This is a genomic window from Pseudofrankia sp. DC12, from assembly GCF_000966285.1.
Lineage (GTDB): Bacteria > Actinomycetota > Actinomycetes > Frankiales > Frankiaceae > Pseudofrankia.
The window spans coordinates 3,625,625-3,648,491 of the sequence record NZ_KQ031391.1 but is presented as its reverse complement, the minus strand read 5'-3'; the positions used below and the strand labels follow the sequence as shown (position 1 = coordinate 3,648,491).

The window sequence follows — 22,867 nt, the reverse complement described above, 5'->3', positions numbered from 1 at the left end:
CTCTTGGCCGTCCGTACCCGGCCGAGCCTGAGACCGGCTTTTAACCGGCGAGTTCAGGGTCGAGTCCCTGACGGCCCACCCGTTCACAGGTCCGTGACCTGCCGGTTCCTTCATCATCTTCCCGTGCTGGGGCTCTAAAAATGACCTCAAGGTCGTTGTGGTCGGTATGTGGTCGGTGGAGCGCCGGCATGTGGCGCGGCCATCGCGGCGGCCACCTCGCATCGACCGCTCTCCGACCCGTCGCGGGGGGTGGCCGGGGCAGAGTGCCAGCCATAGACGGAGAGCGAGGACCGGCCGTTGGACGCGAGGGCCAGCCCGAGGCTCTCCGCGAGTCCAGTTGGACGCTCACCCCAATGCGATCAGGTCCGCACGGGGATCACATGCAGTGTGCGTAGGCAGCCACGGAGTCAGCGCCAATGGCTACTGATGGTCCGCACCGCCGCCCACCGGGGCGGTCGGTCGGCCAAGTCCTGGTCAGTCGCTGGTGAGCGAACACGCCAGTCCGCGACTCGCTGCCGCAGGCCGGTCAGGTAGTCGGGAGTCACACCGTAGACGGCGAAATCGTCGTGGTCATCGAGCCGGCCGATCAACCCGAGCATGGCCGCGAACTTCCGACGGTCAAACCCGGGGTCAGCCTCATGAGCGATCTCGCACAGGCGATCCAGGGTGTAATGCCCGCCGCTGATCGCGGCGTCGACGTCCAGGAAGTCGCGGGCGGCGGCACGGTTGCACAGCGCGTCGACCTTGCCGGCCATGACGTCGTCCGGGTGGAGCACCGGCCCGAGTTCCGGGCGGGCAGTCAGCCGGCGGTCCGTCCGCGCGGTGCTGGCCTTGTTCGCGAACCTCTCCGGCCAGCCGTGGTCCGCGGAGCGGGCGAAGGCGACGATCTCCTCGCAGGGCACGGCGGCCAGCGCGTCCACGAACGGCCAGCGTGTCACCCTCGTGGGCGTCAGGTCTGCGCCGGAGGCCTTCGAGGACGCCGTCTCATGCCAGTCCTCGCGGGACAAACAGCGCAAGCGATTCCTCGGAGGCCCTCGTGCCCAGTGAAGGTAGAGCCATCAGCGGCACCATCGCCGGTGACAGGCTGCTCGACCTGCTCGAGTCCGGCTGGCGACGAGAGCTCCGGGCGGGTGCCGTCGCCGGGCGGCTTGAGGCAGAGCCTGGGCTCGCGCAGGCGGTGGCCACGGCGCTGGGAGCACAGTCCCGGGCTCTGAGGGCCGGCGGGGTGGCGCGGAGGTGGCCGGCCTGCGTCGTCGTCGGGATCGCCCGCGCCGCGGCCGGGTCCGACCCGACGGCGTTCTGGCCTGCCTGGCACCGGGCCGCTGGGCTGCGGTCAAGTGCGCGGTCCGCCCGTGAGTGGGGCGACGCGTTCCTCGCGGCGCTCGGGGCGCTGGGACTGCCTGCCGAGCCCACCGCGGAGGTGGCCGTGCTCGCCCATGCGACCACGCCGGAGGACCACGCCGGTTCCGAGGGCGACCGCTCCGACGGGGTGGGCCAGGCGCGCCTTGACCCGTTCGGCGGCGGGGTCCTCCTGACGGACGGCGTATCGGGACAGGCCCGCGCGGCGCTGCCGGAGGAGATCACCGCCGAGGGCGCCACGTTGCTGGCCTTCGACGAGGACGGGGCACTCGTGGACGGGGCGCTGCCCGCCGACGCCGTCTGGGTGCTCTGCCCGGCGGGCGCCGAACTGCGCTCCGACATGCCGGTTCGGACCCTCGTGACGAGCACGCTCCCGCTGGCCTGGCGTGGCTGGCGCCTCATCCAGGTGGACCTGCGGGGGGCTTGTTGGATCGCCCTCGGCGACAATGCCGATGCCGAAGACAGCCGTCGCCTCGTGCGCGGCCGGACCAGGCCGGTGCTGCGCACGGGCCCGCCGATCCCCGGCGTCACGACCGCCGCCGGCAGGCCCGTCCTCACCTCGCCCCCCGAGGTTCTGCTCCCACCCGGTCAGGCCACCTTCCGGGTCGAGGCGCGGCGGACGGACTCCGGGGCCGCCCTCGCGAGTGTCACGACGACCGGTGACACGTGGCGACCGGACGTCCTGTGGCGCGGTGTGCGGCGGCCATTGCTCGGCGAGCTCGTGATCTCTGTGATCCCCGGGCTGCGCCGCACCGTGGTGCTCGCGGAGGGCCTGGGCGTCACCTCGTACCCGGCCCCTCGGCTCACCAGCGCCAGGGGGCTCCAGCCCGCGGAGGCGGTGATCTCGGCCCCGCCGGGCATGACGGTCTCCCCGGCCGCGGCCGCGTACCAGGAGGAGACGGTGACGCGGGAGGTCACCTGCGTCGCCGGCGCGGTGGTCCAGCGCCTGGCCGTGACCCCGCCGCACCTGCGGCTGCGGATCGATCCCGAACCGGGCAGCGGCGCCGAGGGGACCGGGTGGCACCACACGGGCCCGCTGCGCCTCACCCACGACGACCTGTGGCGCGGGGGCCTGCTGCGCATCGACCTGCCGGGCGCCGCCACGCCACCGGCGATCACGGTCATGGCGGGCGGAGAACCCGTCCAGGTCCTGGGGGCGCTGCGCGACGGCCGCTACCCGCTGCGCCGCATCCTGGACACGGCGGCCGTCCACGGCGACACCGAGCTCACCATCACCGTCGACGACGGAACCGTCGTGACGTTCGCCACCGTGACCGGCGCCGGCCCGGCCAATGATCCGTGGACGGTCACACGGGCCTGACACCGCGCCTCCCCCTCGCGCGGGCCACCCGCGAGGGCCCCGAACAGCGGGAAATCCCGACGCGAGATCCTTCAGCGATGGACGTGATCGCCACCGCCGAGCACCTCAGCCTGACGTACCGCCGCTACCTGCGGTCGCTGCTGCCGGTGCGCGACCCGAAGCTCGCGCGGGCGCTGCGGGACGCGATCGACGCCAGCCCGCTGCTGACCAAGGGGCCGGTGCTCGAGGCGACACCGCCGTACGCGGCGGGCGCCAGCCTGCGGCAGCTGATCGCCGACGGTGTCCTGCCCAGCGGGTTCGCCCGGCTAGGCGGGCCCGCGCTGCCGCTGGACCGGCCGCTGTACGCGCACCAGGAAATGGCGATCCGCAAGGCCGCCGCGGGCCGCAACCTCGTCGTCGCGACCGGGACCGGGTCGGGCAAGACGGAGAGCTTCCTGCTGCCGGTCCTCTCCGAGCTCGTCCGACAGCGGGAAGCCGGGACGCTGGGCCCAGGGGTCCGGGCGCTGCTGCTGTACCCGATGAACGCCCTGGCCAACGACCAGGTGCGCCGCCTGCGGCAGGTGCTCGCGGGCACACCCGAGATCACGTTCGGCCGGTACACCGGGGAGACACCGGAGCGGCCCGCCGAGGGCGCCTCCCTGTTCGAGGCCCTGAACCCGGGCGAGGCCAGGCTCCCGAACGAGCTGCTCTCCCGGGCCGAGATGCGCGACAGCCCGCCGCATCTGTTGCTGACCAACTACGCGATGCTCGAGTACCTGCTTCTGCGCCCCGCGGACATGGACCTGTTCGAGGGGCCGCACGGCGGGCACTGGCGTTTCGTCGTGCTGGACGAGGCGCACGTCTACGACGGGGCGAAGGCCGAGGAAGTCGGCATGCTGCTGCGCCGGCTCAAGCAGAAGGTCTTCTTCCAGGGAGCGGACTCCGCCCGCTCGCTGCAGGCCATCGCGACGTCCGCCACGGTCGGCGACAGCCCGGCGGCCGTCATGGAGTTCGCCGCGAAGCTGTTCGACGCCCCGTTCGAGTGGAGCCCCGGCAACCCGACCCGCCAGGACCTTGTCCAGGCCACCCGGGTGACGGCGCCGGACGGCCCGGTCCGGGACGCCCCCGGCCTGGGGCTGGACGACGCCGCCGGCCTCGGCCAGGTCCGCGCGCTCCTCGCCGGCGGGCCGCGCCTGTCCACCGATCTGGCCGCGGCCGCGGGGATCTCCGGGGCCCGGCTGGCGGAACTGGTCGCGCTCGGCACGGCGACCCGGGACGCCTCGGGCGCGCCGGTGCTGTCCGCGCGCTACCACCTGTTCGCCCGCGCCACCGAGGGCGCGTTCACCTGCCTCGCGGGTGACGCCGGGAGCGGGGGCGGGCCGCACGTCGCACTGGCCCGGCGCGAGGTCTGCCCCGACTGCTCGGCCGCGGTGTTCGAGTTCGGGTGCTGCAAGCGGTGCGGCGCTGTGCATCTCACCGGCGTCATCCGCAAGGAGAGATCCGGGGAGTACTTCACCTCCCGGGTCGCGCGTGGCGACCGACGCGCCTGGCTCGTCCTCGGAGACACGCCGCGGCCGCGGGGCGCGGCGCAGCCCGAGGACGCGGCGCAGGGGGCCGACGAGGACGACGCCGCGTTCGAGGAGACCGCCGAGCAGGACGCCAAGGACGCGAAGGACGCGAAGGACGCGAAGGACGCGAAGGACGCGCTGCTGTGCGGCAGGTGCGGCGCGCTGCACGCGCCCACCGCGACAGGCGCCGTCGCCCCGTGCGGATGTTCCGCCGCGTACCTGCGTGCGGTGCGCCGGCTGCCGGGCCGGTCCGGGACGCCGCGTGGCTGCCTGTCGTGCGGCGCGCGCGGCACCGGCATGATCCGGCTGTTCGAGAGCGGCAACGAGGCCTCCGCCGCCGTCCTCGCGACGGCTCTCTACCAGGCGCTGCCCGCCGACGACGAGTTCGCCGGGCGGCCAGGAGGCGGCCGCAAGCTGCTGGCGTTCAGCGACAGCAGGCAGGCGGCCGCGTTCTTCGCGCCGTATCTCGAGTCCAGCCACGCGCTGGTACAGCAGCGCCGCCTGATCCTCGACGGGCTGGCCCGGGCGACCGCGTCCGACCCCTCGTGCTCCGTGGACGACCTGATCGAGGCGGTGGCCGCCGAGGCCGGGGCCGCCGGGGTGTTCGGGCGCCGCGAGTCCCGGCAGGCACGCCGGCGGGAGACCGCCCGCTGGGTGGCGCGCGAACTGATCGCCCTCGACGAGAGGCAGTCGCTGGAAGGTCTTGGCCTGCTGCGTGTCGCCCTCGACGTCGACCCGGCGTGGCGGGCGCCGGCCCCGCTGCTCGCGCTCGGCCTCACCGCCGACGAGTGCTGGCTGCTGCTCGGCGAGCTCGCGCGGACGCTGCGGCTGCAGGGCGCGCTGTCGATGCCGGAAGAGGTCGACCCGGCGGACGAGATGTTCGACCCGCGCCGGGGACCGATCTACGTCCGCGTCGACGGCGCCGAGGCGAAGCTCAAGGTGCTCAGCTGGCTGCCGACCCGCGGTGTCAACAGGCGCCTGGACTACGTTCGCCGCGTGCTCGGCGCGGGCGGTGCCGACCCGCGGGAGACGCTGGCCGGCTGCTGGCGGGCGCTGACCGCCGTCCGGGGCGGTTGGCTCGCCGGAGCGGCGCTGCCGAAGGCCGGCCAGGTCTACCAGGTCGACCACACCTGGCTGACGCTCGCGCCGGGCGGCGCAGGGGACCTGCACCAGTGCGACGTGTGCCGCCGCCGGGTCTCCGTGTCCGTGCGCGGCGTCTGCCCGACACTGCGCTGCGCCGGCCGGCTGGCGCCGGTGACCGCCGCCACCGACAACGACGACGAGCACTACCGGGCGCTCTACCAGCGCACCGCGCCGGTCTCCCTGACCGCCCGCGAGCACACCGCCCAGTGGACCGGGCTGGAGGCGGCCGACATCCAGCAGCGTTTCCTGGCCGGGGAGGTGAACGTGCTGTCCTGCTCCACGACCTTCGAGCTCGGCGTGGACGTCGGCGCGCTGAACGCCGTGCTGCTGCGCAACATGCCGCCCACCACGGCGAGCTACATCCAGCGGGCCGGGCGGGCGGGCCGCCGCGCGGGCTCGCCGGCCCTCGTGCTGACCTACGCGCAGCGCCGCTCCCACGACCTGTCCCGCTACGCCGCGCCCGAGACGATGCTGACCGGCCAGGTCCGCGCCCCCTACGTGCCGCTCGGGAACCCGAGGATCGACCGGCGCCACGCGCACTCGGTGGCGCTCGCGGCGTTCTTCCGCGACGCGAAGGAGGACGCCGGCCAGGAATGGAAGACCGCGGGTGCCTTCTTCCTCGGCGAGCGGGGCGGGGCTACCGGCCGGCCGGGCCCGCTCTCCGCGCCGTCACAGCTGGTCCGCGGCTTCCTGACGCCGGTACCGGACGATGTCGACGCCGCGCTGAGGGCGGTCCTGCCCAAGTCCGTCCACGAGCAGATCGGCCTCGACTCCGGCGCCTGGGTGGACCAGCTCGACGCGCTGCTGGCGGCGGTCCGCGCCGAGCTCGCCCAGGACGTCGCCCTGTTCGAGGAGCGGCGCAAGGAGGCGTTCGAGTCCCGGCGCAGCGACCTGGCCGCCCGGTTCGAGCGGTCCATCAACACGATCACCCGGCGGTCGCTGATCGGGTTCCTCGCCAACCGCAACATCCTGCCCAAGTACGGGTTCCCGGTCGACACCGTCGAGCTGCGTACGGCGCACTGCGACTCCCAGGTGGGGGCGCGCCTCGAACTGACCCGTGACCTGGCGATGGCGATCCACGAGTACGCGCCCGGCTCCGAGCTGGTCGCCGGCGGCGTGCTGTGGCGCAGCGCCGGGATCTACCGGCTGCCCGGCCGGGAGCTCATCACCCGTTCCTACACGGTCTGCCGCGGCTGCCAGCACTACCGCGAGGGCGGCGACGACCTCGAACCGGCGTGCACGGCCTGCGGGCGGCCTGCCGACGGGCCGGTGCGGGAGTACTGCGTGCCCGAGTTCGGCTTCGTGGCCGACCCGCGCACAGCCAAGCCGGGCACCGCCCCGCCGCTGCGCGTCTGGAACGGCGGCGTCCACGTGGTGTCCCTCGGTGCGGAGCTCAGCGAGAGCCGCTGGCGGTCGGCGGACGGCGCGATGGCCTGGTGCCACAGCGGCACGCGGGGCCGGCTCGTGTCGCTGTCCGAAGGGCCGGGCGGCGCGGGCTTCCTGCTCTGCGACTGGTGCGGCTGGGGCGGCGCCAACCACGGCCGCGCACCCAAGTCGCACATCAACCCGCTGCGCGGCAAGCCGTGTACCGGCCCGCTGCGCTGGCGGTCGCTGGCGCACACCTACGAGACCGACATCCTGCGCGTCCAGGTCGACGCGCCCGGTCTGGGCGCCACCGGCTCCGGCACCGACGAGCGGGCGCGGTGGCACTCGCTGCTCTACGCGTTGCTGGAAGGCTGCGCCGAGGGCCTGGAGATCGGCCGGAGCGACATCGACGGCGTCGTGCACGCGGGTGCCGACGGACGCAGTGGTCTGGTGCTGTTCGACACCGTCCCCGGCGGGGCGGGCAGCGCGGCGCGTATCGCCGCGTCGCTGGATATCGTCGTCGACTCCGCTCTGCGGCGGGTAAGCGCGTGTGACTGTGGCCTCGAGACATCCTGTTACGGCTGCCTACGGACCGCCGGCAACGAGCGCTACCATGAAGATCTGTCACGCGGCGCGGCCCTGGCAATTCTCCGGTCGTTGTCCGGACTGCACGCCGACGATGACCGAGATGACTGAGCAGCATACCGAGCACCGTCTTGAGCCATTCCGACCGCGTATTCGCTGGGATACCGAAACCCATGACAACGACAAGCGCCCAGGACTCACTGGCCACGCCGGGTGGCATTCCCGCGCCGGGCGTGCCGGGCGGCGCCTTCGGTATCGCGGCGTTCACCGCCGACGACCGCCTGCGCCTGTTCCACTTCGCCGCCACCGAGAAGCGCCACGAATACCTGTGGCTGATGCGTGCCCTCGACCGGGCACGCGCCGACTACCAGGTGCTGGTACACGTTGCCGATGCCCAGGCGGCGCTCGACGCCCTGGCCGAGGAGCGCCCGGACGCGCGGGTGCCCGACGTCCAGTCCCTGCTGGACTCGCTCGCCGACTGGAAGGTCCTCGACCGCTCCTATGACGGCACCCGGGCCGCGAACCTGGCCGAGTACCGCAACCGGCACTACGTCTACCAGTTCACCCAGGCGGGCTACCGCGCCTACCGGGCGGTGGAGGACGTGCTGTCCGCCAGCCTGGAGGACGCGCAGCTGTCGCGGCTGGTCTTCCCCGATATCCTGGCGGACCTGCAGGCGCTCGCCGAGGCGGTGCGCGAGGGCGACGCGCCAGAGGTGTACCGCAAGCTGTCCCGCCTCGACGGCGTCCTCGCGGACATGGCGCAGCGCGCCGCCCGATTCTACCTGATGCTCGGCGACCTGTCGCGGACGAACGACACACGCCCCGAGGTCTTCCTCGCGCACAAGGACGCCCTGCTCGCCCATATGCGCGAGTTCCATTCCGAGCTCAGCAGATACGCGCCGCTGCTCGCCGACGCGGTCGAGGCGGTGGGCGCCGAGGGCCCGGACCGGGTCGCGGCGCTGGCCGCCGAGGCCGACGACTCCCTCTTCCGCTCCCGCGACGGGACGGCGGAGTGGCGACGGCGCTGGGCCGGCCTTGTCCAGTGGTTCGGCACCTCCCAGGGGGGAGCACAGCGGGCCAGCGAGGCGGACCGGCTACAGGACGCGACGATCACTGCCATCGCCAACGTCACCGCCCTGCTGCGGCGGGTGACGGAGTCGAGGAGGGGCGGCGTCAGCCGCGAGAGCCAGCTGCGCCACCTCGCGCAGTGGTTCGCCAGCCTGCCCGCCGACACCGACGCGCATGCGCTGTACCAGGCGGTCTTCGGTCTCGGCGGGCCGCGGCACGTCGCGGCCGGCTACGAGGACCCCGAGCTGATCCCCAGCAGGCAGTCCTGGTGGGAGGCCGAGCCGGTGGCACTCTCACGCACCCTCGTGCGGGTCGGCCGCAGAGCCGGGCTGCAGGGCCCCGGCCGGCTCCAGCGCGACGAGGCGGCGAAGGAGTGGCTGCGCGCCGAGCAGCTCAAGGCCACCACGCAGCGCCGTTCCGCGATGGCGCGGCTCGCCGGCAACGGCGTCCACGACCGCGTCCTCGACGAGGCGGAGACCGAGGCCCTGCTCGGCCTGCTCAGCATCGCCCTGGTCGCCCGGGTCCCGGTCAGCCGGACCGTCGGCTCCGGCCCCGGCCCGGTCGCCACCGGCTCCTCCGACGGCGTGCGCCTCACGCTGCGCCCCGGGCCAGGCGTCACGACCGTGCGGACGGTCCGCGGCAGGCTGCACCTCGACGGGCTGGCGATCGAGGTCAGGAGCGCCGGCTCGGGGCTGGTCGCGCCTGCGGCGGCGGTCCCGGCGTGAGGGTCGCTCAGAACGTCAGCGCCCTGGATCTCGACGAGTACCAGCAGGCCGCCCGTCAGGTGCTGCGCCATCCGCTCATCACGGCGTCCTACCCGGACAGGACCGCACTTCCGCTGGTCCGCAAGTGGGCATCGCAGCTGCGCGTGGACCTCGCCGAGACGCTCGGGTACACCCTGGTCAGCGACGGCGACACGGTCCGGCTGCGCCGCGTCCAGGACACCCTCGACGCGACGCACCCGGCGTTCACCCGGGCGAGGAAGCCCTTCGACCGCCGCCGCTACGCCTACCTTGTGCTCGCTCTGTCGGTGCTGGGCCGCGCCGGCACCCAGATCGCCCTGTCCGAACTCGCCGACGCGGTGGCCGCCGAGGCCGGACGGGTCGACGGCCTCGGCATGGACAATGCGCGGAAGCCCGACCGGGACGCCTTCGTGGACGCGGTCGCGTGGCTCGAGACGCGGGGCGCGCTGCGCATGGCCGACGGCAGCGCTGTGGACTGGGTCAACGACCCCGAACGCGCCGAGGCGCTCTACGACATCGACCGGGAGATCACCGGGGCGGTCTACGCCCCGAGCCGTGTCCTGCAGCACCTGAACTCGGTGACCGGCCTTCTCGGCGACGCCGCGAGCGCGGGCCCGGCGCAGGGCATCAACGCCGAGCGCCGACGCACCGGCCGCCGGGCCCGCCGCCTCGCCCTGGAACAGCCCGTCGTCTACTACGCGGACGTGGACGAGGGCCTGCGCGGCCAGCTGCGGGCCCCTGCTCTCGCCGAGGACCTGGAACGCCTCACCGGGCTGCCGCTGGAGCGCCGCGCCGAGGGAGTCGCGCTGATCAACACGGGCGGCCGACTCACCGACATCACGTTCCCCGGCACCGGCACGGTCGCCCAGGCGGCGCTGCTGCTGTGCGCCCGGATCGCCGGCTACCTGACGTTCAGCCCGCACCGCGTCGAGAAGCTGCCCGCCGCCACGGCCGCCGAGCGGCTCGCCGACGCTGCCGCCCGCATCGACGCGGCGCTGCCCGCGCGCTCCGGTGTCACCGCCCTGCTCGCGGACGCCGCCGACGCCGCAGCGACCGACGGCGCCGGGCAGCCCAGTGCCGCAGCGACGCCCGGCGGCGCGCTGCCTTCGGGTGACGCTCTGCCTTCTGGTGACGTGGCGGCCGAGGCGACGAAGGCAGCCGGTCGCGAGGCCACCTATCCGTTCCTCAGCGACTCCTGGCTGCGGGCGGAGCTCACGAAGCTGGTCGAGGAGTTCGGCAGCGGCATGTCCGAGCGCCAGATCGCCGATCCGGCCAGTCTCCTCGACGACGCCCTGAACCTGCTCGCCAGCGTGGGCTTCGTGGCCCGTACCGACGGCGGCGCCCTCATCCTGCCCCTGCTCGCCCGCTACCGGGGCGTCACGGCCCAGCTCAAGGAAACGACCAAGTGACCAGGTACGAGCCCACCCGGGCCGGGATCATCAACATGTGGGACTACCGGGACGAGGAGTTCTCGTTCGCCCACGGCTGGCTGGTTTTGCGCGGGCCGAACGGGTCCGGCAAGACCAAGGCCCTCGAAGTCCTCTTCCCCTTCGTCCTCGACGGCCGGATCGACCCGAAGCGGCTCAACCCGTTCGCCGCCGAGGACCGGACGATGAAGTCCAACCTGCTGTACCGGGGCATGGACAACGCGGTCGGCTACGTCTGGCTCGAGTTCCGCCACCGCGACACGAGACAGGCGGTGACCGTCGGCATCGGGCTGCACGCCCAGCGGCACCGGGACACGCCGGTGCGCTGGCACTTCGTCGCCGACGGCCGGGTCGGCGAGGACTTCTCGCTGCTCACCGACGACGACCGGCCGATGACGCGCAAGCAGCTCGCCGAGGAGATCGGCGACGCGAACATTCACGCCTCGGCGACAGAGTACCGGGCCGCGATCGACGCCCGGCTCTTCGAGCTCGGCGCCGAGCGCTACGAGCAGCTGGTCACCCTGATCCTCACGCTGCGCAGGCCGCAGCTCGCCAAGAACCTCGACCCGGTCAGGCTGTCGGACACGCTGACCGACGGCCTGCGGCCCGTCGGCGACGACCTCATCAACGAGGCGGCGCGCAGCTTCGACGATATGGAGGCGGTCACCCGCACCCTGGAGGGCCTGGTGGCCACCGACGAGGCGACTGCCGCGTTCCTCGCCAGCTACACGACCTACCTGCGCACCCACGCCCGCGCCGCCGCCGACGCGCTGACCCGCCGACGCGAGGCGACGCAGGCCCACCGCGCCGCGGCCGCGGCGGACGAGGAGGCCGAGCGGGCCGCGCACGACGGGCAGCGGGTCGCCGAGGACCGCCGCGAGCAGGCCGAGACGGCCGTCGCCGGGCTGCGCGGCCGGATCGAGCAGCTCAGGGCGAGCAGCGCCTACCAGGCGGTCGAGCAGATGGGCGACCTGGAACGCCTGGTCCGCACCTGCCTGCAGACCGCCAACGAGACGAGGGCCGAGCTGGGCCGCCGCCAGGCGGCAACCGCCCGCGCGCGGTCCGAGGCCGAGCGGGCGGGCACCGAGCTCGCCGACCTCTCCGCGGCGGCGACCCGCGCCGCGGCGGAGCTCCTCGACCATGCGGCGCGGGCGGGGATCGAGTGGCAGGCTGCCGACGCCGAGGCGGCCGGAGTGGTACGGCGGGCCAGCGCCCGCGCTGCCGTCCGCCTCGAGAACGTCCGGGCCGTCCGCGCGCCCGACGCCGAGCATCGCAAGGCCGAGCAGGCCCGTGACCTCGCCCGGATCGCCCTTGACCGCGCAGCCCAGGCCCGCACCGACGCCGAGCAGGCCGAGCAGGCCGCCGACGGCGCGGTCGCCAGCGCCGTCGAGGCCGCCGGGCAGGCCCTGGCCGCCTGGTCGTCCCGGCACTCCGGGCTGTTGCCCACGCACAACTGGGCGGACCTCACCGAGGCGCTGGGCGACGCGCTGACCCTGTTCGGCGAGCCGGGCGCGGCGCTGCCGGAGAGCACGTACAACGCCGGGACTGCCCCGGCGGAACACCAGGTCCGCGACGAGCAGGCGGCACTGCGCGCCCAGCACACCGCCCTCGCCGCAGAGCGGAAGGCCGTGACCGCCGACCGGGCTGCCATCGCCGCCGAGCGAGATGACGCCCCGCCGCGGTATCCCGGACGGACCGCGGACCGCACGGATGTCGCCGGCGCCCCGCTGTGGCGCCTGGTCCGCTTCGCGCCCGGCGTCGACGACACGCGGGCGGCGGCGATCGAGGCGGCCCTTGAGGCCAGCGGCATGCTCGACGCCTGGGTGTCGCCGGACGACCACGCCAGCCTGCTGGCCGCGCCCGGCCATGACGGGTACCTGGTCCCCGGGACGGCCGTCGCCGGCCCGAACCTCACCGGCGTACTGGAACCCGAGGACGACACACCCGTGCCACGGCGACTGGTCACCGCCATCCTGGCGTCGGTCGCGCTCGACGGGAGCCTGTTCTCCAGCGCCGCCGTGACCGGCGCCGACGGGCGCTACTCGCAGGGCATCATCGCCGGGTGGCACCGCAAGGAGCATGCCGAGTACATCGGCGCGACCGCCCGCGCCCACCGCCGCGCCGCGCGGATCGCCGAGTGCGACGCGAGGATCGCCACGCTGACCACCGAGATCGCCGGCCTCGACGAGCGGGCGCGGGCGCTCGCCGGCACCCTGGCCGCGTTCGGGGAGGCACGCAGGGACCTGCCCGCGACCGGTCAGATCGCCGGCGCCCAGCGGGAGCACAACCGGGCCGCCGGGCACCTGCGCAGCGCCCGGCACGCCGCTGAGCAGGCTCGGGCGAGCTTCGACGAGTCCGTCGCCGCCGTCACCGTGACCGAGCGCGCCCTGCGCCGGGTCGCTGCCGACAACGCGCTCACCCCCGAGGGCGCCGACCAGGTCGAGGACGCGACCCGCCGTTTCGAGGCGGCCGCCCGCGACCTCGAAGCCAGGCACCGGGAACGCGGGCGGCAGGCCGACGCCGTCGCCGACGCCCGCGACCGCGTCGAGCACGCCGATGCGGAGGAACAGGCGGCCGCCAGCACGCACCGCTCCGCGTACCGCCGCCACGCCGAGGAGGACGCGAAGCTGCAGGCGCTGCGGGAGTCCGTCGGCGCCGAGGCTCAGGCGGTACTGGCGCGGGTCTCGGAGGCCGAGTCCGGGCTGGCCGCCGCGCAGGGCGAGGAGAAGGCCGCCCGCGGCGCCGAGATGGAGGCGATCCGGCTGGCGTCCGCTGCCACCGAGCGGGTCGCCTCGGGCCGGGCAGCGCTGCGCGTCGCGCTGGACGAGGAGCTCGCCACCGCCCGGAGGCTGGCTCCGTTCGCGGCCCGGGAGCTGCTCGACGTGCTGGCGTGCCCGCCTGGGCTGCGGTGGCCCGCGAGCGAGGATGAGTGGACGCGTGGCGAGACCCCGCCGGCAGCGCTCGCGATCCATGACGCGATCCTCACGGCCACCCGGGGCATGTCCGCGACCGAGACGTCGCAGAAGGCATCGACCACCCGGCTGACCCGGGCGCTCGAGGAGCTGCAGGCGCAGCTCGCGGCGGCCGGCCAGGACTACCACCCCGAGTGGGACAGCCCGGACGGTGTGATCGTCGTGCGGATCGCTGACGAGCAGGGGCCGCTGCCCGCCGCGGCGTTCGCCAACCGGATCTCCGCCGCGCGCCGTGACCAGCACCTGCTGCTGTCCGGCAGCGAGCAGCGGATCCTCGAGGACGCGCTGCTGACCCGGCTGGCACAACAGATCCACGACCGCACCGTCGACGCGCGCGACCTGATCCGGGCGATGAACAGGGAGATGCGCGAGCGGCGGATGTCGTCGGGCAAGAAGGTCGGCGTGAGCTGGCAGATGTCCGATGCCCTCGATGCCGAGCAGCGGGCGGTCGTGAGCCTGCTCGACACGGAATCCTCCCGCTTGGCGCCGGAGTCGCTCGCCCGGATGCGGGCGCACTTCGCCGATCGGATCAAGACCGAGCGGGCGCGCCACCGGGACCAGCCCTACCGCGAACTCCTCGCCTCCGTGCTGGACTACCGGCGCTGGCGGCAGTTCTCGTTCCATCTGGTCAGCCCCGAGGGCGGGGAGGAGACGCTGACCCGGGCCAGGCACAGCAGGCTGTCCGGCGGCGAGCAGTCGGTGTCGCTGCACCTGCCGCTGTTTGCGGCGGCGCACGCGACCCTGAACACGGCGCGCCCCGACGCGCCCCGGCTGCTTGCCCTCGACGAGGCGTTCGCCGGGGTGGACGACACCGGCCGCGCCGAGCTCATGTCCCTGGCGGCGCAGTTCGACCTCGACCTGTTCATGACCGGCTACGACCTGTGGGCGACCTCGGCCGCGGTCCGCGCCGCCGCGCACTACGACCTCGCGCACTCCCCCGTCCAGCACACGGTCAGCGCCCTGCTGCTGGTGTGGGACGGCAGCGAGCTGATCGCCGACGAGACCGGCACCCTTACCGCTCTCCTCGGCTCCCCGGGCACGCGGCGCGCGACCACCTCGCCGCACCTCGTCCTGACCCCCCAGGTGTGACCGCTGATCGGGCAGGGTTCCGTTGTCCCATGCCGTTGCGAGCCGCTCGCGCTCCGCGTCCTGGGCCAGGCGATGCGCCGCCAACGACCCGAGCGTGTCGCCGTCCAGATCGACTTTTCGCCTGCCGGACCTGGTCTTCGGCGGCCACACACCGACCTGTCCGCCGGAGTCGGTGATCTGCTGCCGGATGGTGAGCACCCCGGTCTCGCCGTCCAGGCCGTCCCACGTCGCCCCGCAGGCCTCGCCCCGACGCGGCCCGTGCAGGGCGATCAGTTCAAACGGCGCGGACAGACGGTCGCCCGCGGCCTCGTCGAGGAACCGTCCGATCTCCTTGGCTTCCCACGGCTCGATCTCGGCCCGGTCGTTCTCCGGTAGCTCGACGTCGTTGCAGGGGTTGAAGGAGATCAGCCGGTTGTCGACCGCGTCGTTCAGCGCGGCCCGCAGCGTGCCGAAGATCTCCGCGATCGTCTTGGGCCCGATCTTCCGGCGCCGAGTCGCGTTGCCGTCCTCAAGCCGCCTGATCATGGCGTCAATGTGGGCCTTGCGCCAGGCCCGACAGAGGCACCGCCCCGATCAGCGGCTTGAGGTGCAAGCGGATGTCGGTCTCGTAGCCACGCCGTGTGGTCGGCCGCAGCCGCCGCTTGCCCGCGAGCCATTCGTCCAGGTACTGGCTGACGGTGAGCGTTCCGACGTGCCGCTGGCCGGCCCGCACGATCGCCAGCTTGTCTTCGGCGTCCCTCTCGGCCGCGTCCTGGCCGCGAAGCCGGAGCCGCGGAGACCGGTCCTGCCGACCAGCGGGCCCGACACGGAACAACCAAAACATCACACAACTGGCCCATCACACGCACGTGCGAAAGACAGGACTAGCAGGCGAGTTCAGGGTTCGAGTCCCTGAAGAGAGGATTGAGTAGCCTGGCGGCGGCGAGTGGCAGCGCGGCGATGTTGCAGCCGAACGGCGCCGACCGGGTCGACAAGACCGACGAGCTCATGGCCTCCGTCGCACGGCTGATGCGACGCGGCTGACAGCGCCCAGCCCGACCTGCGGAGGCGGCAACTGATGGCTCTTCTAGCTGCGCTCGGTCACGCCCTGGAACTGGCGTTCGCGATGACGTGGGAGATCACCTGGGCGCTCGTCCTCGGGTTCTTCCTGTCCGCCGCGGTCCAGGCGCTGGTCCGTCGACAGACCATCACCGGCCTGCTCGGCGACGACCGGCCCAGGACCCTCGGCGTCGCCGCCGGGCTGGGCGCGGCGTCGTCGTCGTGCTCGTACGCGGCGGTGGCCCTGGCCCGCTCGCTGTTCCGCAAAGGCGCGAACTTCACCGCGGCGATGGCGTTCGAGATCGCCTCGACCAACCTGGTGATCGAGCTGGGCATCATTCTGGCGCTGCTGCTCGGCTGGCAGTTCACCCTCGGTGAGTTCGTCGGCGGCCCGATCATGATCGTCGCCCTCGCGGCGCTGTTCCGCCTGTTCCTCCGGCCGGCGCTGGTCGCGGAGGCCCGCCGGCAGGCGGACCGCGGGCTGGCCGGGTCGATGGAGGGCCACGCCGCGATGGACATGAGCGTCCAGGCCGACGGCTCGTTCTGGCGGCGGCTCTCGTCGTCCCGGGGACGCACCGCGGTCAGCCACATCTTCGTCATGGAGTGGGCGGCGGTGCTGCGGGACATCGTGATCGGCCTGCTCATCGCCGGCGCCATCGGCGCCTGGGTGCCCGACAGCTTCTGGCGGCATTTCTTCCTGACCGATCACCCGCTGCTGGCCAAGATCTGGGGCCCGCTCGTCGGCCCACTCGTCGCCGTCGTCAGCTTCGTCTGCTCGATCGGCAACGTGCCGCTGGCCGCGGTGCTGTGGAACGGCGGGATCAGTTTCGGCGGGGTCGCGAGCTTCATCTTCGCCGACCTGCTGATCCTCCCGATCCTGATGATCTATCGGAGGTACTACGGCGTCCGCATGACGGCATTCCTGGCCGTCACCTTCTACGTTTCTATGGTCATCGCGGGCTACCTTGTCGAGATTCTCTTCGGCGTCGCCGGTCTGATCCCGTCCGGACGGCACGCGAGGGTGGAGATGGCGCACCTGTCGTGGAACTACACCACGTTCCTCAATATCGCCTTCCTGGCGCTGGCCGCCGCGCTCGTCGTGCGTTTCGTGCGCACCGGCGGGACAGCCATGCTCGCGATGATGGGCGGCGGGCCGAACGACATGGCCAGCCACGATCACAATGCCCAGCACGAGGGCCCTTCTCACGGTGGCCACCAGGCCGGCCCGGCGGCGCACGAGACCAGTGCCGACGATCCCGATGCCGGTCAGGGAGACGGCACCGGGCGGTCGGCGCCGGCGTAACGGCCCGGCGCTTGCCGCGTTTGCCTACCAGGTGAGCCTCAGTCCTTCCCGGGCGCCGATCGTCTCCAGCCGGTGGGTGAGCGCCGTTTTGATCTGTTGCAGGCTGTCGGCGTCCGTGGCGTCGGCCGAGAGGATGAGCGCGTCGTCGTTGGCTTCGAGCCGGCAGGTCCCGCGGTCGAACTCGAGCAGGGCAGCGTTGCCGCTCAGGGTCACGGTCCGGATCTGGGGCAGACCAGCGCTGCTGTGTCGTGCTTCGTGGCGGTGTTGGATGGCGTTGAGATGGCCGCACAACTGGGTGAGATATCGGGCCGCCCGGTCCGTGGCGACGCGCCCGTCGGCCCTGGGCGAATCAGGCGACATCGCGTCGACCGGTCGCCAGCGTGGCGGCGGCGAGCGCCGCGACGGTGTGCGCCGCCAGGAGTGCGCCAGCGATGCCGGGCGTGCGCAGCGCGCCTGCGCGGTCCTGCCCAGCGAGGGCCTGGGCGAGCCCGCCGGGAACGAACCGGTGCACCGCTGGCAGGTCGGTCAGCAGGTTCTCCACGAACAACAGCCAGGCGAACAGCGCGACGAGGGACGGTACCTGCGCGCGGATGACCGCGCCTACGGCCAGTCCCACGACGGCGAGCAGCCCGCCGCCGAGGGCACCACCGCCGAGGAGCTGCGCGTAGTCGCCTGCGGTAAGCCGGACGCCCAGCCCGCGCAGGTCCAGGGCCACCGAGCCGACGCCCGCGACGGTGCCGGTCGCGACCAGCCCGACGAGCAGCCCGGCGGCGAACACCGACACCGCCTTCGCCCTGATCACCGTCGCGCGGCGCGGAGTCGCCAGGAAGGTCGGGCGGATGGTGCCGGTGCGGACCTCGGCTGTGATCGACAAGGCGCCCAGCAGGGCAGCGAACAGTGCGCCGAGGTTGACGGCGACGTCGATGAAGATGCCCCGTTGGTCGGATCTCGTAGTCAGCTGGCTCGTCGAGAGACCGTAGGCGTGCAGTGCGACGGCGAGCGCGACGAGCCCGACGAGGGTGGCCAGGATCGCCGTCGCCGTCGGCGTCGTGGTGAGCTTGGCGAGTTCGGAACGCAGCTGGCGCCTCATGCCGTCGCCGCCGCGGTGAACGTGAGGTAGGCGTCTTCGAGGGAGCCGTCCAGGGCGAAGTCGGCGATCGGCTGGTCTGCGACGAGCCTGCCGCGGTTGATGATGAGGACCTTGGTCGACGGTCTGGGTGACCTCGGCCAGGACGTGGCTGGAGACGAGCACGGTTCCTCCCTGGTCGGCGAAGGTGCGCAGCAGGCCACGCAGCCAGTGCACGCCGGCTGGGTCCAGCCCGTTGATGGGTTCGTCGAGGACGAGAAGCGCCGGGTCACCGAGCAGGGCGGCGGCGAGCCCGAGCCGCTGACGCATCCCGAGCGAATAGGTCCGCACCGGTCGGCCAGCCGCGTCGGTCAGTTCCACGGTCTGCAGCGCCGTCTCGACCCGGGCGCGGTCGATGCCGGCGGCGAGGGCGAGCACACGCAGGTGGTCTCGGCCGTTGCGGGCCGGGTGGAAGTCAGCGGATTCGAGAACGGCGCCGACGGTGCCCGCGGGGTCGGTGAGCTCGGCGAAGGGCCGGCCCAGGACGTGGGCGGTGCCGCTGGAGGGGGCGGCGAGTCCGAGGAGCAGGCGCAGGGTGGTCGATTTGCCGGCGCCGTTGGGCCCGAGGAACCCGGCGATCTCGCCGCGGTCGAGGGCGAACGTCAGGTCGTCGACGACGGGCCGGCCGCCATACCGCTTGGTGAGCCCCTTGACGGCGACGACCGGTGTCGGGCGGCTCATGGACGCCGCCAGGGACCATCCGCCGGTCGACACGGCGTGGCCCCGGCGGGGCCAGTCGCCCCAGCGCCCGCCAGCCGACGACGTACGCCCGACCACGAGCTGGCGACCGCGCTTCACGGGACGACGGCAGGTGGCCACTGTTGTCGCCCTGGCCACGAGCAGCCTCGCGGTGTCGACCGCGGGCTTCGCCGCGACGACCTCGACCGCCGGTGCCGGGGGCGACAGCAGCCCGGCCGACGCAGGCTCAGTCACCCGGGCGTCGATCTTCGGAGGTGTCGGAACCCCGGTCTCGACCCACCCGCCCGCGTCGCTCGCCGAGGCGCTCGCCAACCCGACGCCCGGCTTCACCAGCACGACGATCGAGGCGGCCAAGTCCACCATCAGCCCGAACGCCGAGGCACGCTTCAGCATTACCGTCCGCGACGCATTGTCGGGCAGGCCGGTCGTGGATGAGGACGTGAACGTCGTCGTCGTGACCGGAACGCGCTGGACGACGAGTGCGACACTGTGGACCGACGAGCACGGGGCCGCGCAGATCGGCGCGCGGCTGCTCTCGACGACCACGGTGACCGCCGTCTTCGACGGCACCACCGCGCTGCGCCCGTCGGTGGCCAACGCCACCACCGTCACCGTGACCAGCTCCACCGGCGCGGCCGGCGTAAGCGGCAATGTGTCGGTGATCCCGGGCAGCACCATCGGGGCCAGAGCGGTTTATCTGGCGTCGCCGCAAAAGGGCAAACCGTACGTCTGGGGTGCCACCGGCCCGTACGCGTTCGACTGTTCCGGCTTCTCGCAGTACATCTTCAAACAGCTCGGCCGCTACCTGCCCCGCACCGCCCAGCAGCAGTTCAACGCGACATTGCGCGTGCCCCTGTCCGCCAAGCAGCCCGGCGACCTGATCTTCTTCGGGACACCGAACAACATCTACCACATGGGTATCTACGCCGGTAACGGCTACATGTGGGCGGCACCCCAGACCGGCGACGTGGTCAAGCTGGAGCCGATCTACACCAGCAGGTACTACGTCGGCCGAGTGCTGTAGATCCGCATGAGTGACATCCCGGCGTATCTGAAGACGGGACGGGCGCGACGGTCCGCGCTCGACCGGGGATCTGGAAGGATGACGCCGTGACCAGGCCAGCCAGCCGCCGTCGCGGCCTGGCCGCTCCCCGTGTCGGGGTGGGCGGTCTGGTGCTGGTCAGTGCCGTCCTGCTCGGCATCCTGCTGATGCACGGCGGGCTGGGCATCCACACCGGTGCCGGCATGATGATGAAATCGGCATCGGGCGTGCCGGCCTCAGGTGGCGCCGTGGGCATGGCCAGGCCCTCGGTGACGTCGGAGCGGGGCATGGCTCGATTGCCAGTTCCGGACGCTTTCCCACCGGGCGTGCGCGCGGCGCTGAAGGCCCTTCCGGGCCGTGACGGTCACGTTGGCGAGATGTGCCTTGGCGTAATGCGTGCCCTGGCGCTGCTCGCAGGCCTGACGGTCCTTCTGCTCCTTGCCGTCAGGCGGTACGGCGAGGCGATGAGGCGACCTCCTGTCGTCGGCGATAACCCGCCGCCACACCCGCCGCCACCGAACGCGTCGTTACTGTCCTTGCTCTGCGTGCTTCGTCTGTAAAGCGACGCGCACGCCCGCGCCGAAGCCCAGCCCCGGTGCGTCGCCCTCGCGCGGTTCCCGGACCTGCCGGATCCGTCCGGACTTGGCGACGTCTCCCGGCTGATGTGCCCTCTATCCGGCACCGCGCACATTCCGCACGACCAGGTTCCTGGCGACTGACGCCGGGCGGCTGCGTGCGGCTGGCGCCGTGTCCGCGCGGGCGATGACGCGTCCCGTCCGGTCAACGGACACTCAGACGACCTCTTGCGAGGACACGCTGACCGCCGGCCGCAGCGGCGACGAGTTCCAGATCAGATTGTGGCTGCCCCACTCCAGGCCAGCGCCATGACCAGGATCGTCATCGCGGACGACGACCACCTTCTCACCAGCAACTGCCCCGAGTGCCCGACGGAGGCCGTCCACGCGTGTCGCGTCTGGGGCGCACCGCGACTACGGCACCGGCGCGGTGCTCAGGTTCGCTCGTCGCGAGGGTCCGAGGCCAGTGCCACTGGCCGGCTGGCACGCCGCGCGCGCACATGGATGGTGAGCGTGCCGCGACCGGTCAACGCCTCGGTTGGCCGTCAGTGTTTGACAAGCTGGTCGGCCGTCTCACGGAGGGCGGCGAGGCGGGCGCGGTACTCCTTTTCGTCGATCTCACCCCGGGCGAAGCGATCAGCGAGTATCTGCTCGGGCGACGGGCGGACAGGCCCATCGGTGGCTGCAGGCCCGGCGGGTGGCCGCATCTCGGAACGACCCCGGTCGCCGGCGTTGGTCAGCGCACGTACCACCAGTACCGCCCCGACGATGAGCACGGCCCAGAACAGCAACATACCCAAAGACATGGCGAACCATCCCCAGCCCCCCATGCCATGGCCGTAGTGCCAGTACATCATCACTGTCACCTCCCGAGGCAAGCGGACGGACGGCCGAATCGGTACCCGTTCCGCACTCCCTCCTTCCAGGATGCGGCGACTCGCTCTGGAGCGCAGGTGCTGGACGGACCAGGCCACCGGTCAACCCGCTCGCTGCCGCCTGCTCATCGGAGCGGGTCGGCCCTGGAGGGTTACCTGCGGCTTCCGGATCAGCGGTGCCGGGCCGTTCTCCAGAGGGTGAACGGGAGCAGGATGGCCACCGTCAGCGGCAGCAGCCACCACGCTGGCATCAGTATGTGGATGGCCGCGGTCACGGCGACGGCGAGCACGACGCCGAGGGCGACCCGCCAGTCGTCGCCGACGAGGAAGTCGTACCAGAACACAAGGAACGCGCGGATCTTCGCGGTCATCGGTCAGCCCCCGTTCGTCGCCTGAGCGGGGGCGCCAGGCAGCGGCGCCCCACCCGTCGCCGCGCGGCGCAGCAGGACGACGAGGGCGAGCGAGAACAGCGCGATCGCCGGCACGATGACCAGCAGCGCGGCGTCGTGCCCGGGCCAGGCTCCGCCGGCACCCTCGGCGGCCCAGTAGGTGCCGAACGCGGTCAGCATGACCCCGACGACGAACTTCATCGTGTTCTCCGGCACCCGGGCCAGCGGCGCCCGCACCGCGAGCCCGGCGCCGGCCACGACGACGACCGCCGCGACGGCGGCGATCGCGGCGGTCGGGATGTCACGCTGGTTGGAGCCGAACGTGACCGCGATGAACGCGACCTCCAGCCCTTCGAGCAACACACCCTTGAACGACAGGGTGAACGCATACCAGTCACGGACCACGCCGCGGCCGGTGACGAGCGCGCCCTGGGCGGCGGCCAGTTCCCGCTGGTAGAGCGCGTCCTCGTCGTGCAACGCCTTGTGGCCGCTGGCACGAAGGATGGCCTTGCGCAGCCACTGCAACCCGAAGATCAAAAGTAGGGTGCCGACCACGACCCGCAACCCGGTCAGCGGGATCACCGTCAGCGCGGGTCCAAGCACTGCGACGACCGCGGTGAGCACCACCAGGGCGGAGATCAGGCCCTGTATTGCCGAGCGCCAGTCACGGGCGGTGCCGGCGGCGAGCACGATCGTCGTCGCCTCCACGGCCTCGACCGCGCACGCGAGAAAGACAGCCAGAAACAGCGACCCAGTAGTCACACGACCTCCCACAGACCGGCGCGACAGCCTCGCTCAGATGCCCCGGTGCCGCCGGCGGGCACCGCATCCCAGCGCGACCGCCGCGGACGCGGCCGTCCGCGGATAGACGATCATCTCCCACCCCTAACTACTACCCGCTACTACAATACGGCGACGGCCTGGAACGCGATGGCGGGATCGAGGTGGCCGGCAGCCCAGCCACTCTCGACGACGGTGACGGCGGCGGTGCGGGTCCTGTTCAAATCAAGATTGGCCGCTGGCGCGGCGCGCCCCACACCGACCACGCCGACAGCGAGGCCCGCGACTGGCTCGTCGCCGCCGGCCGCCGCGACCGGCCCCGAGCTTCTTGGCGACCTCGGACCGGGTTATCCGCGCCGCCTTGCGGATCACCGCAAGGTTCATGGCGTAGACCCGGTCCGTCTCCTACGCCGCCGGCGCC

General features: G+C 72.8%; 16 protein-coding genes. 8 read left to right on the top strand and 8 right to left on the bottom strand.

Going from position 1 to position 22,867, the window contains the following annotated elements:
* Positions 1–407: 407 nt before the first annotated feature.
* Complete coding sequence (locus FRADC12_RS32285) at positions 408–938, bottom strand: hypothetical protein (protein ID WP_198152901.1); 531 nt, start codon at positions 936–938, stop codon at positions 408–410.
* Between the two features lie 98 nt (positions 939–1,036).
* Here FRADC12_RS32285 and FRADC12_RS14400 point away from each other — a divergent pair, with 98 nt between their 5' ends.
* The 5 genes from FRADC12_RS14400 (at position 1,037) to FRADC12_RS14380 (ending at position 14,619) form a co-directional block, all read left to right on the top strand.
* The gene (locus tag FRADC12_RS14400; RefSeq protein ID WP_045877046.1) at positions 1,037–2,680 is read left to right on the top strand and encodes a serine/threonine-protein kinase; all 1,644 of its coding nucleotides are present in this window, start codon (positions 1,037–1,039) and stop codon (positions 2,678–2,680) included.
* Positions 2,681–2,757: 77 nt separating this feature from the next.
* Positions 2,758–7,431, top strand: coding sequence for a DEAD/DEAH box helicase (locus tag FRADC12_RS14395; RefSeq protein ID WP_045877045.1), 4,674 nt, complete (start codon positions 2,758–2,760; stop codon positions 7,429–7,431).
* A gap of 62 nt (positions 7,432–7,493) precedes the next feature.
* A complete protein-coding gene (locus FRADC12_RS14390; protein ID WP_084010741.1) occupies positions 7,494–9,113 on the top strand; it encodes a TIGR02677 family protein in 1,620 nt (539 codons plus the stop codon).
* Complete coding sequence (locus FRADC12_RS14385; protein WP_045877044.1) at positions 9,110–10,540, top strand: TIGR02678 family protein; 1,431 nt, start codon at positions 9,110–9,112, stop codon at positions 10,538–10,540. Before FRADC12_RS14390 ends, FRADC12_RS14385 begins: the two co-directional genes overlap by 4 nt.
* Positions 10,537–14,619, top strand: coding sequence for a TIGR02680 family protein (locus tag FRADC12_RS14380; RefSeq protein ID WP_052710915.1), 4,083 nt, complete (start codon positions 10,537–10,539; stop codon positions 14,617–14,619). Before FRADC12_RS14385 ends, FRADC12_RS14380 begins: the two co-directional genes overlap by 4 nt.
* A 529-nt stretch (positions 14,620–15,148) precedes the next feature.
* Here the strand turns inward: FRADC12_RS14380 and FRADC12_RS33150 are convergent.
* On the bottom strand, positions 15,149–15,331 hold the full coding sequence (locus tag FRADC12_RS33150; RefSeq protein WP_232303792.1) for a tyrosine-type recombinase/integrase: 183 nt from the start codon (positions 15,329–15,331) through the stop codon (positions 15,149–15,151).
* 345 nt (positions 15,332–15,676) lie between these two features.
* Between FRADC12_RS33150 and FRADC12_RS14370 the strand changes: the two genes are divergently transcribed.
* Positions 15,677–16,960, top strand: coding sequence for a permease (locus FRADC12_RS14370; RefSeq protein ID WP_084010739.1), 1,284 nt, complete (start codon positions 15,677–15,679; stop codon positions 16,958–16,960).
* A 24-nt stretch (positions 16,961–16,984) separates the two neighbouring features.
* On the opposite strand, the gene FRADC12_RS14365 is transcribed toward FRADC12_RS14370, so the two are convergent.
* Positions 16,985–17,320, bottom strand: coding sequence for a DUF2218 domain-containing protein (locus tag FRADC12_RS14365; RefSeq protein WP_045877043.1), 336 nt, complete (start codon positions 17,318–17,320; stop codon positions 16,985–16,987).
* The gene (locus tag FRADC12_RS33145; protein WP_232303791.1) at positions 17,310–18,767 is read right to left on the bottom strand and encodes an ATP-binding cassette domain-containing protein; all 1,458 of its coding nucleotides are present in this window, start codon (positions 18,765–18,767) and stop codon (positions 17,310–17,312) included. Before FRADC12_RS33145 ends, FRADC12_RS14365 begins: the two co-directional genes overlap by 11 nt.
* A gap of 130 nt (positions 18,768–18,897) precedes the next feature.
* On the opposite strand from FRADC12_RS33145, the gene FRADC12_RS14350 reads away from it, so the two are divergent.
* Complete coding sequence (locus FRADC12_RS14350) at positions 18,898–19,809, top strand: C40 family peptidase (protein WP_045879588.1); 912 nt, start codon at positions 18,898–18,900, stop codon at positions 19,807–19,809.
* An 86-nt stretch (positions 19,810–19,895) separates the two neighbouring features.
* Positions 19,896–20,387, top strand: coding sequence for a hypothetical protein (locus FRADC12_RS14345; RefSeq protein ID WP_157488860.1), 492 nt, complete (start codon positions 19,896–19,898; stop codon positions 20,385–20,387).
* Between the two features lie 231 nt (positions 20,388–20,618).
* On the opposite strand, the gene FRADC12_RS32280 is transcribed toward FRADC12_RS14345, so the two are convergent.
* The 4 genes from FRADC12_RS32280 to FRADC12_RS14330 form a co-directional block, all read right to left on the bottom strand.
* Positions 20,619–20,789 carry a hypothetical protein gene (locus tag FRADC12_RS32280; RefSeq protein WP_198152900.1) on the bottom strand — a complete coding sequence of 57 codons (171 nt, stop codon included), beginning with the start codon at positions 20,787–20,789 and terminating at the stop codon, positions 20,619–20,621.
* 158 nt (positions 20,790–20,947) lie between these two features.
* The gene (locus FRADC12_RS14340; RefSeq protein WP_045879587.1) at positions 20,948–21,256 is read right to left on the bottom strand and encodes an SHOCT domain-containing protein; all 309 of its coding nucleotides are present in this window, start codon (positions 21,254–21,256) and stop codon (positions 20,948–20,950) included.
* A gap of 191 nt (positions 21,257–21,447) precedes the next feature.
* Positions 21,448–21,648 carry a hypothetical protein gene (locus tag FRADC12_RS14335; protein ID WP_045877040.1) on the bottom strand — a complete coding sequence of 67 codons (201 nt, stop codon included), beginning with the start codon at positions 21,646–21,648 and terminating at the stop codon, positions 21,448–21,450.
* 3 nt (positions 21,649–21,651) lie between these two features.
* Complete coding sequence (locus tag FRADC12_RS14330) at positions 21,652–22,428, bottom strand: COG4280 domain-containing protein (protein WP_045877039.1); 777 nt, start codon at positions 22,426–22,428, stop codon at positions 21,652–21,654.
* Positions 22,429–22,867: the final 439 nt, after the last annotated feature.

What these genes read in the sequence shown, in the direction of transcription:
- FRADC12_RS14395 (WP_045877045.1), top strand. Translation starts at nt 2,758, where the DNA reads ATGGACGTGATCGCCACCGCCGAGCACCTCAGCCTGACGTACCGCCGC.
- FRADC12_RS33145 (WP_232303791.1), bottom strand. Translation starts at nt 18,767, where the DNA reads ATGAGCCGCCCGACACCGGTCGTCGCCGTCAAGGGGCTCACCAAGCGG.
- FRADC12_RS14390 (WP_084010741.1), top strand. Translation starts at nt 7,494, where the DNA reads ATGACAACGACAAGCGCCCAGGACTCACTGGCCACGCCGGGTGGCATT.
- FRADC12_RS14370 (WP_084010739.1), top strand. Translation starts at nt 15,677, where the DNA reads ATGGCTCTTCTAGCTGCGCTCGGTCACGCCCTGGAACTGGCGTTCGCG.
- FRADC12_RS14340 (WP_045879587.1), bottom strand. Translation starts at nt 21,256, where the DNA reads ATGTACTGGCACTACGGCCATGGCATGGGGGGCTGGGGATGGTTCGCC.
- FRADC12_RS14335 (WP_045877040.1), bottom strand. Translation starts at nt 21,648, where the DNA reads ATGACCGCGAAGATCCGCGCGTTCCTTGTGTTCTGGTACGACTTCCTC.
- FRADC12_RS14365 (WP_045877043.1), bottom strand. Translation starts at nt 17,320, where the DNA reads ATGTCGCCTGATTCGCCCAGGGCCGACGGGCGCGTCGCCACGGACCGG.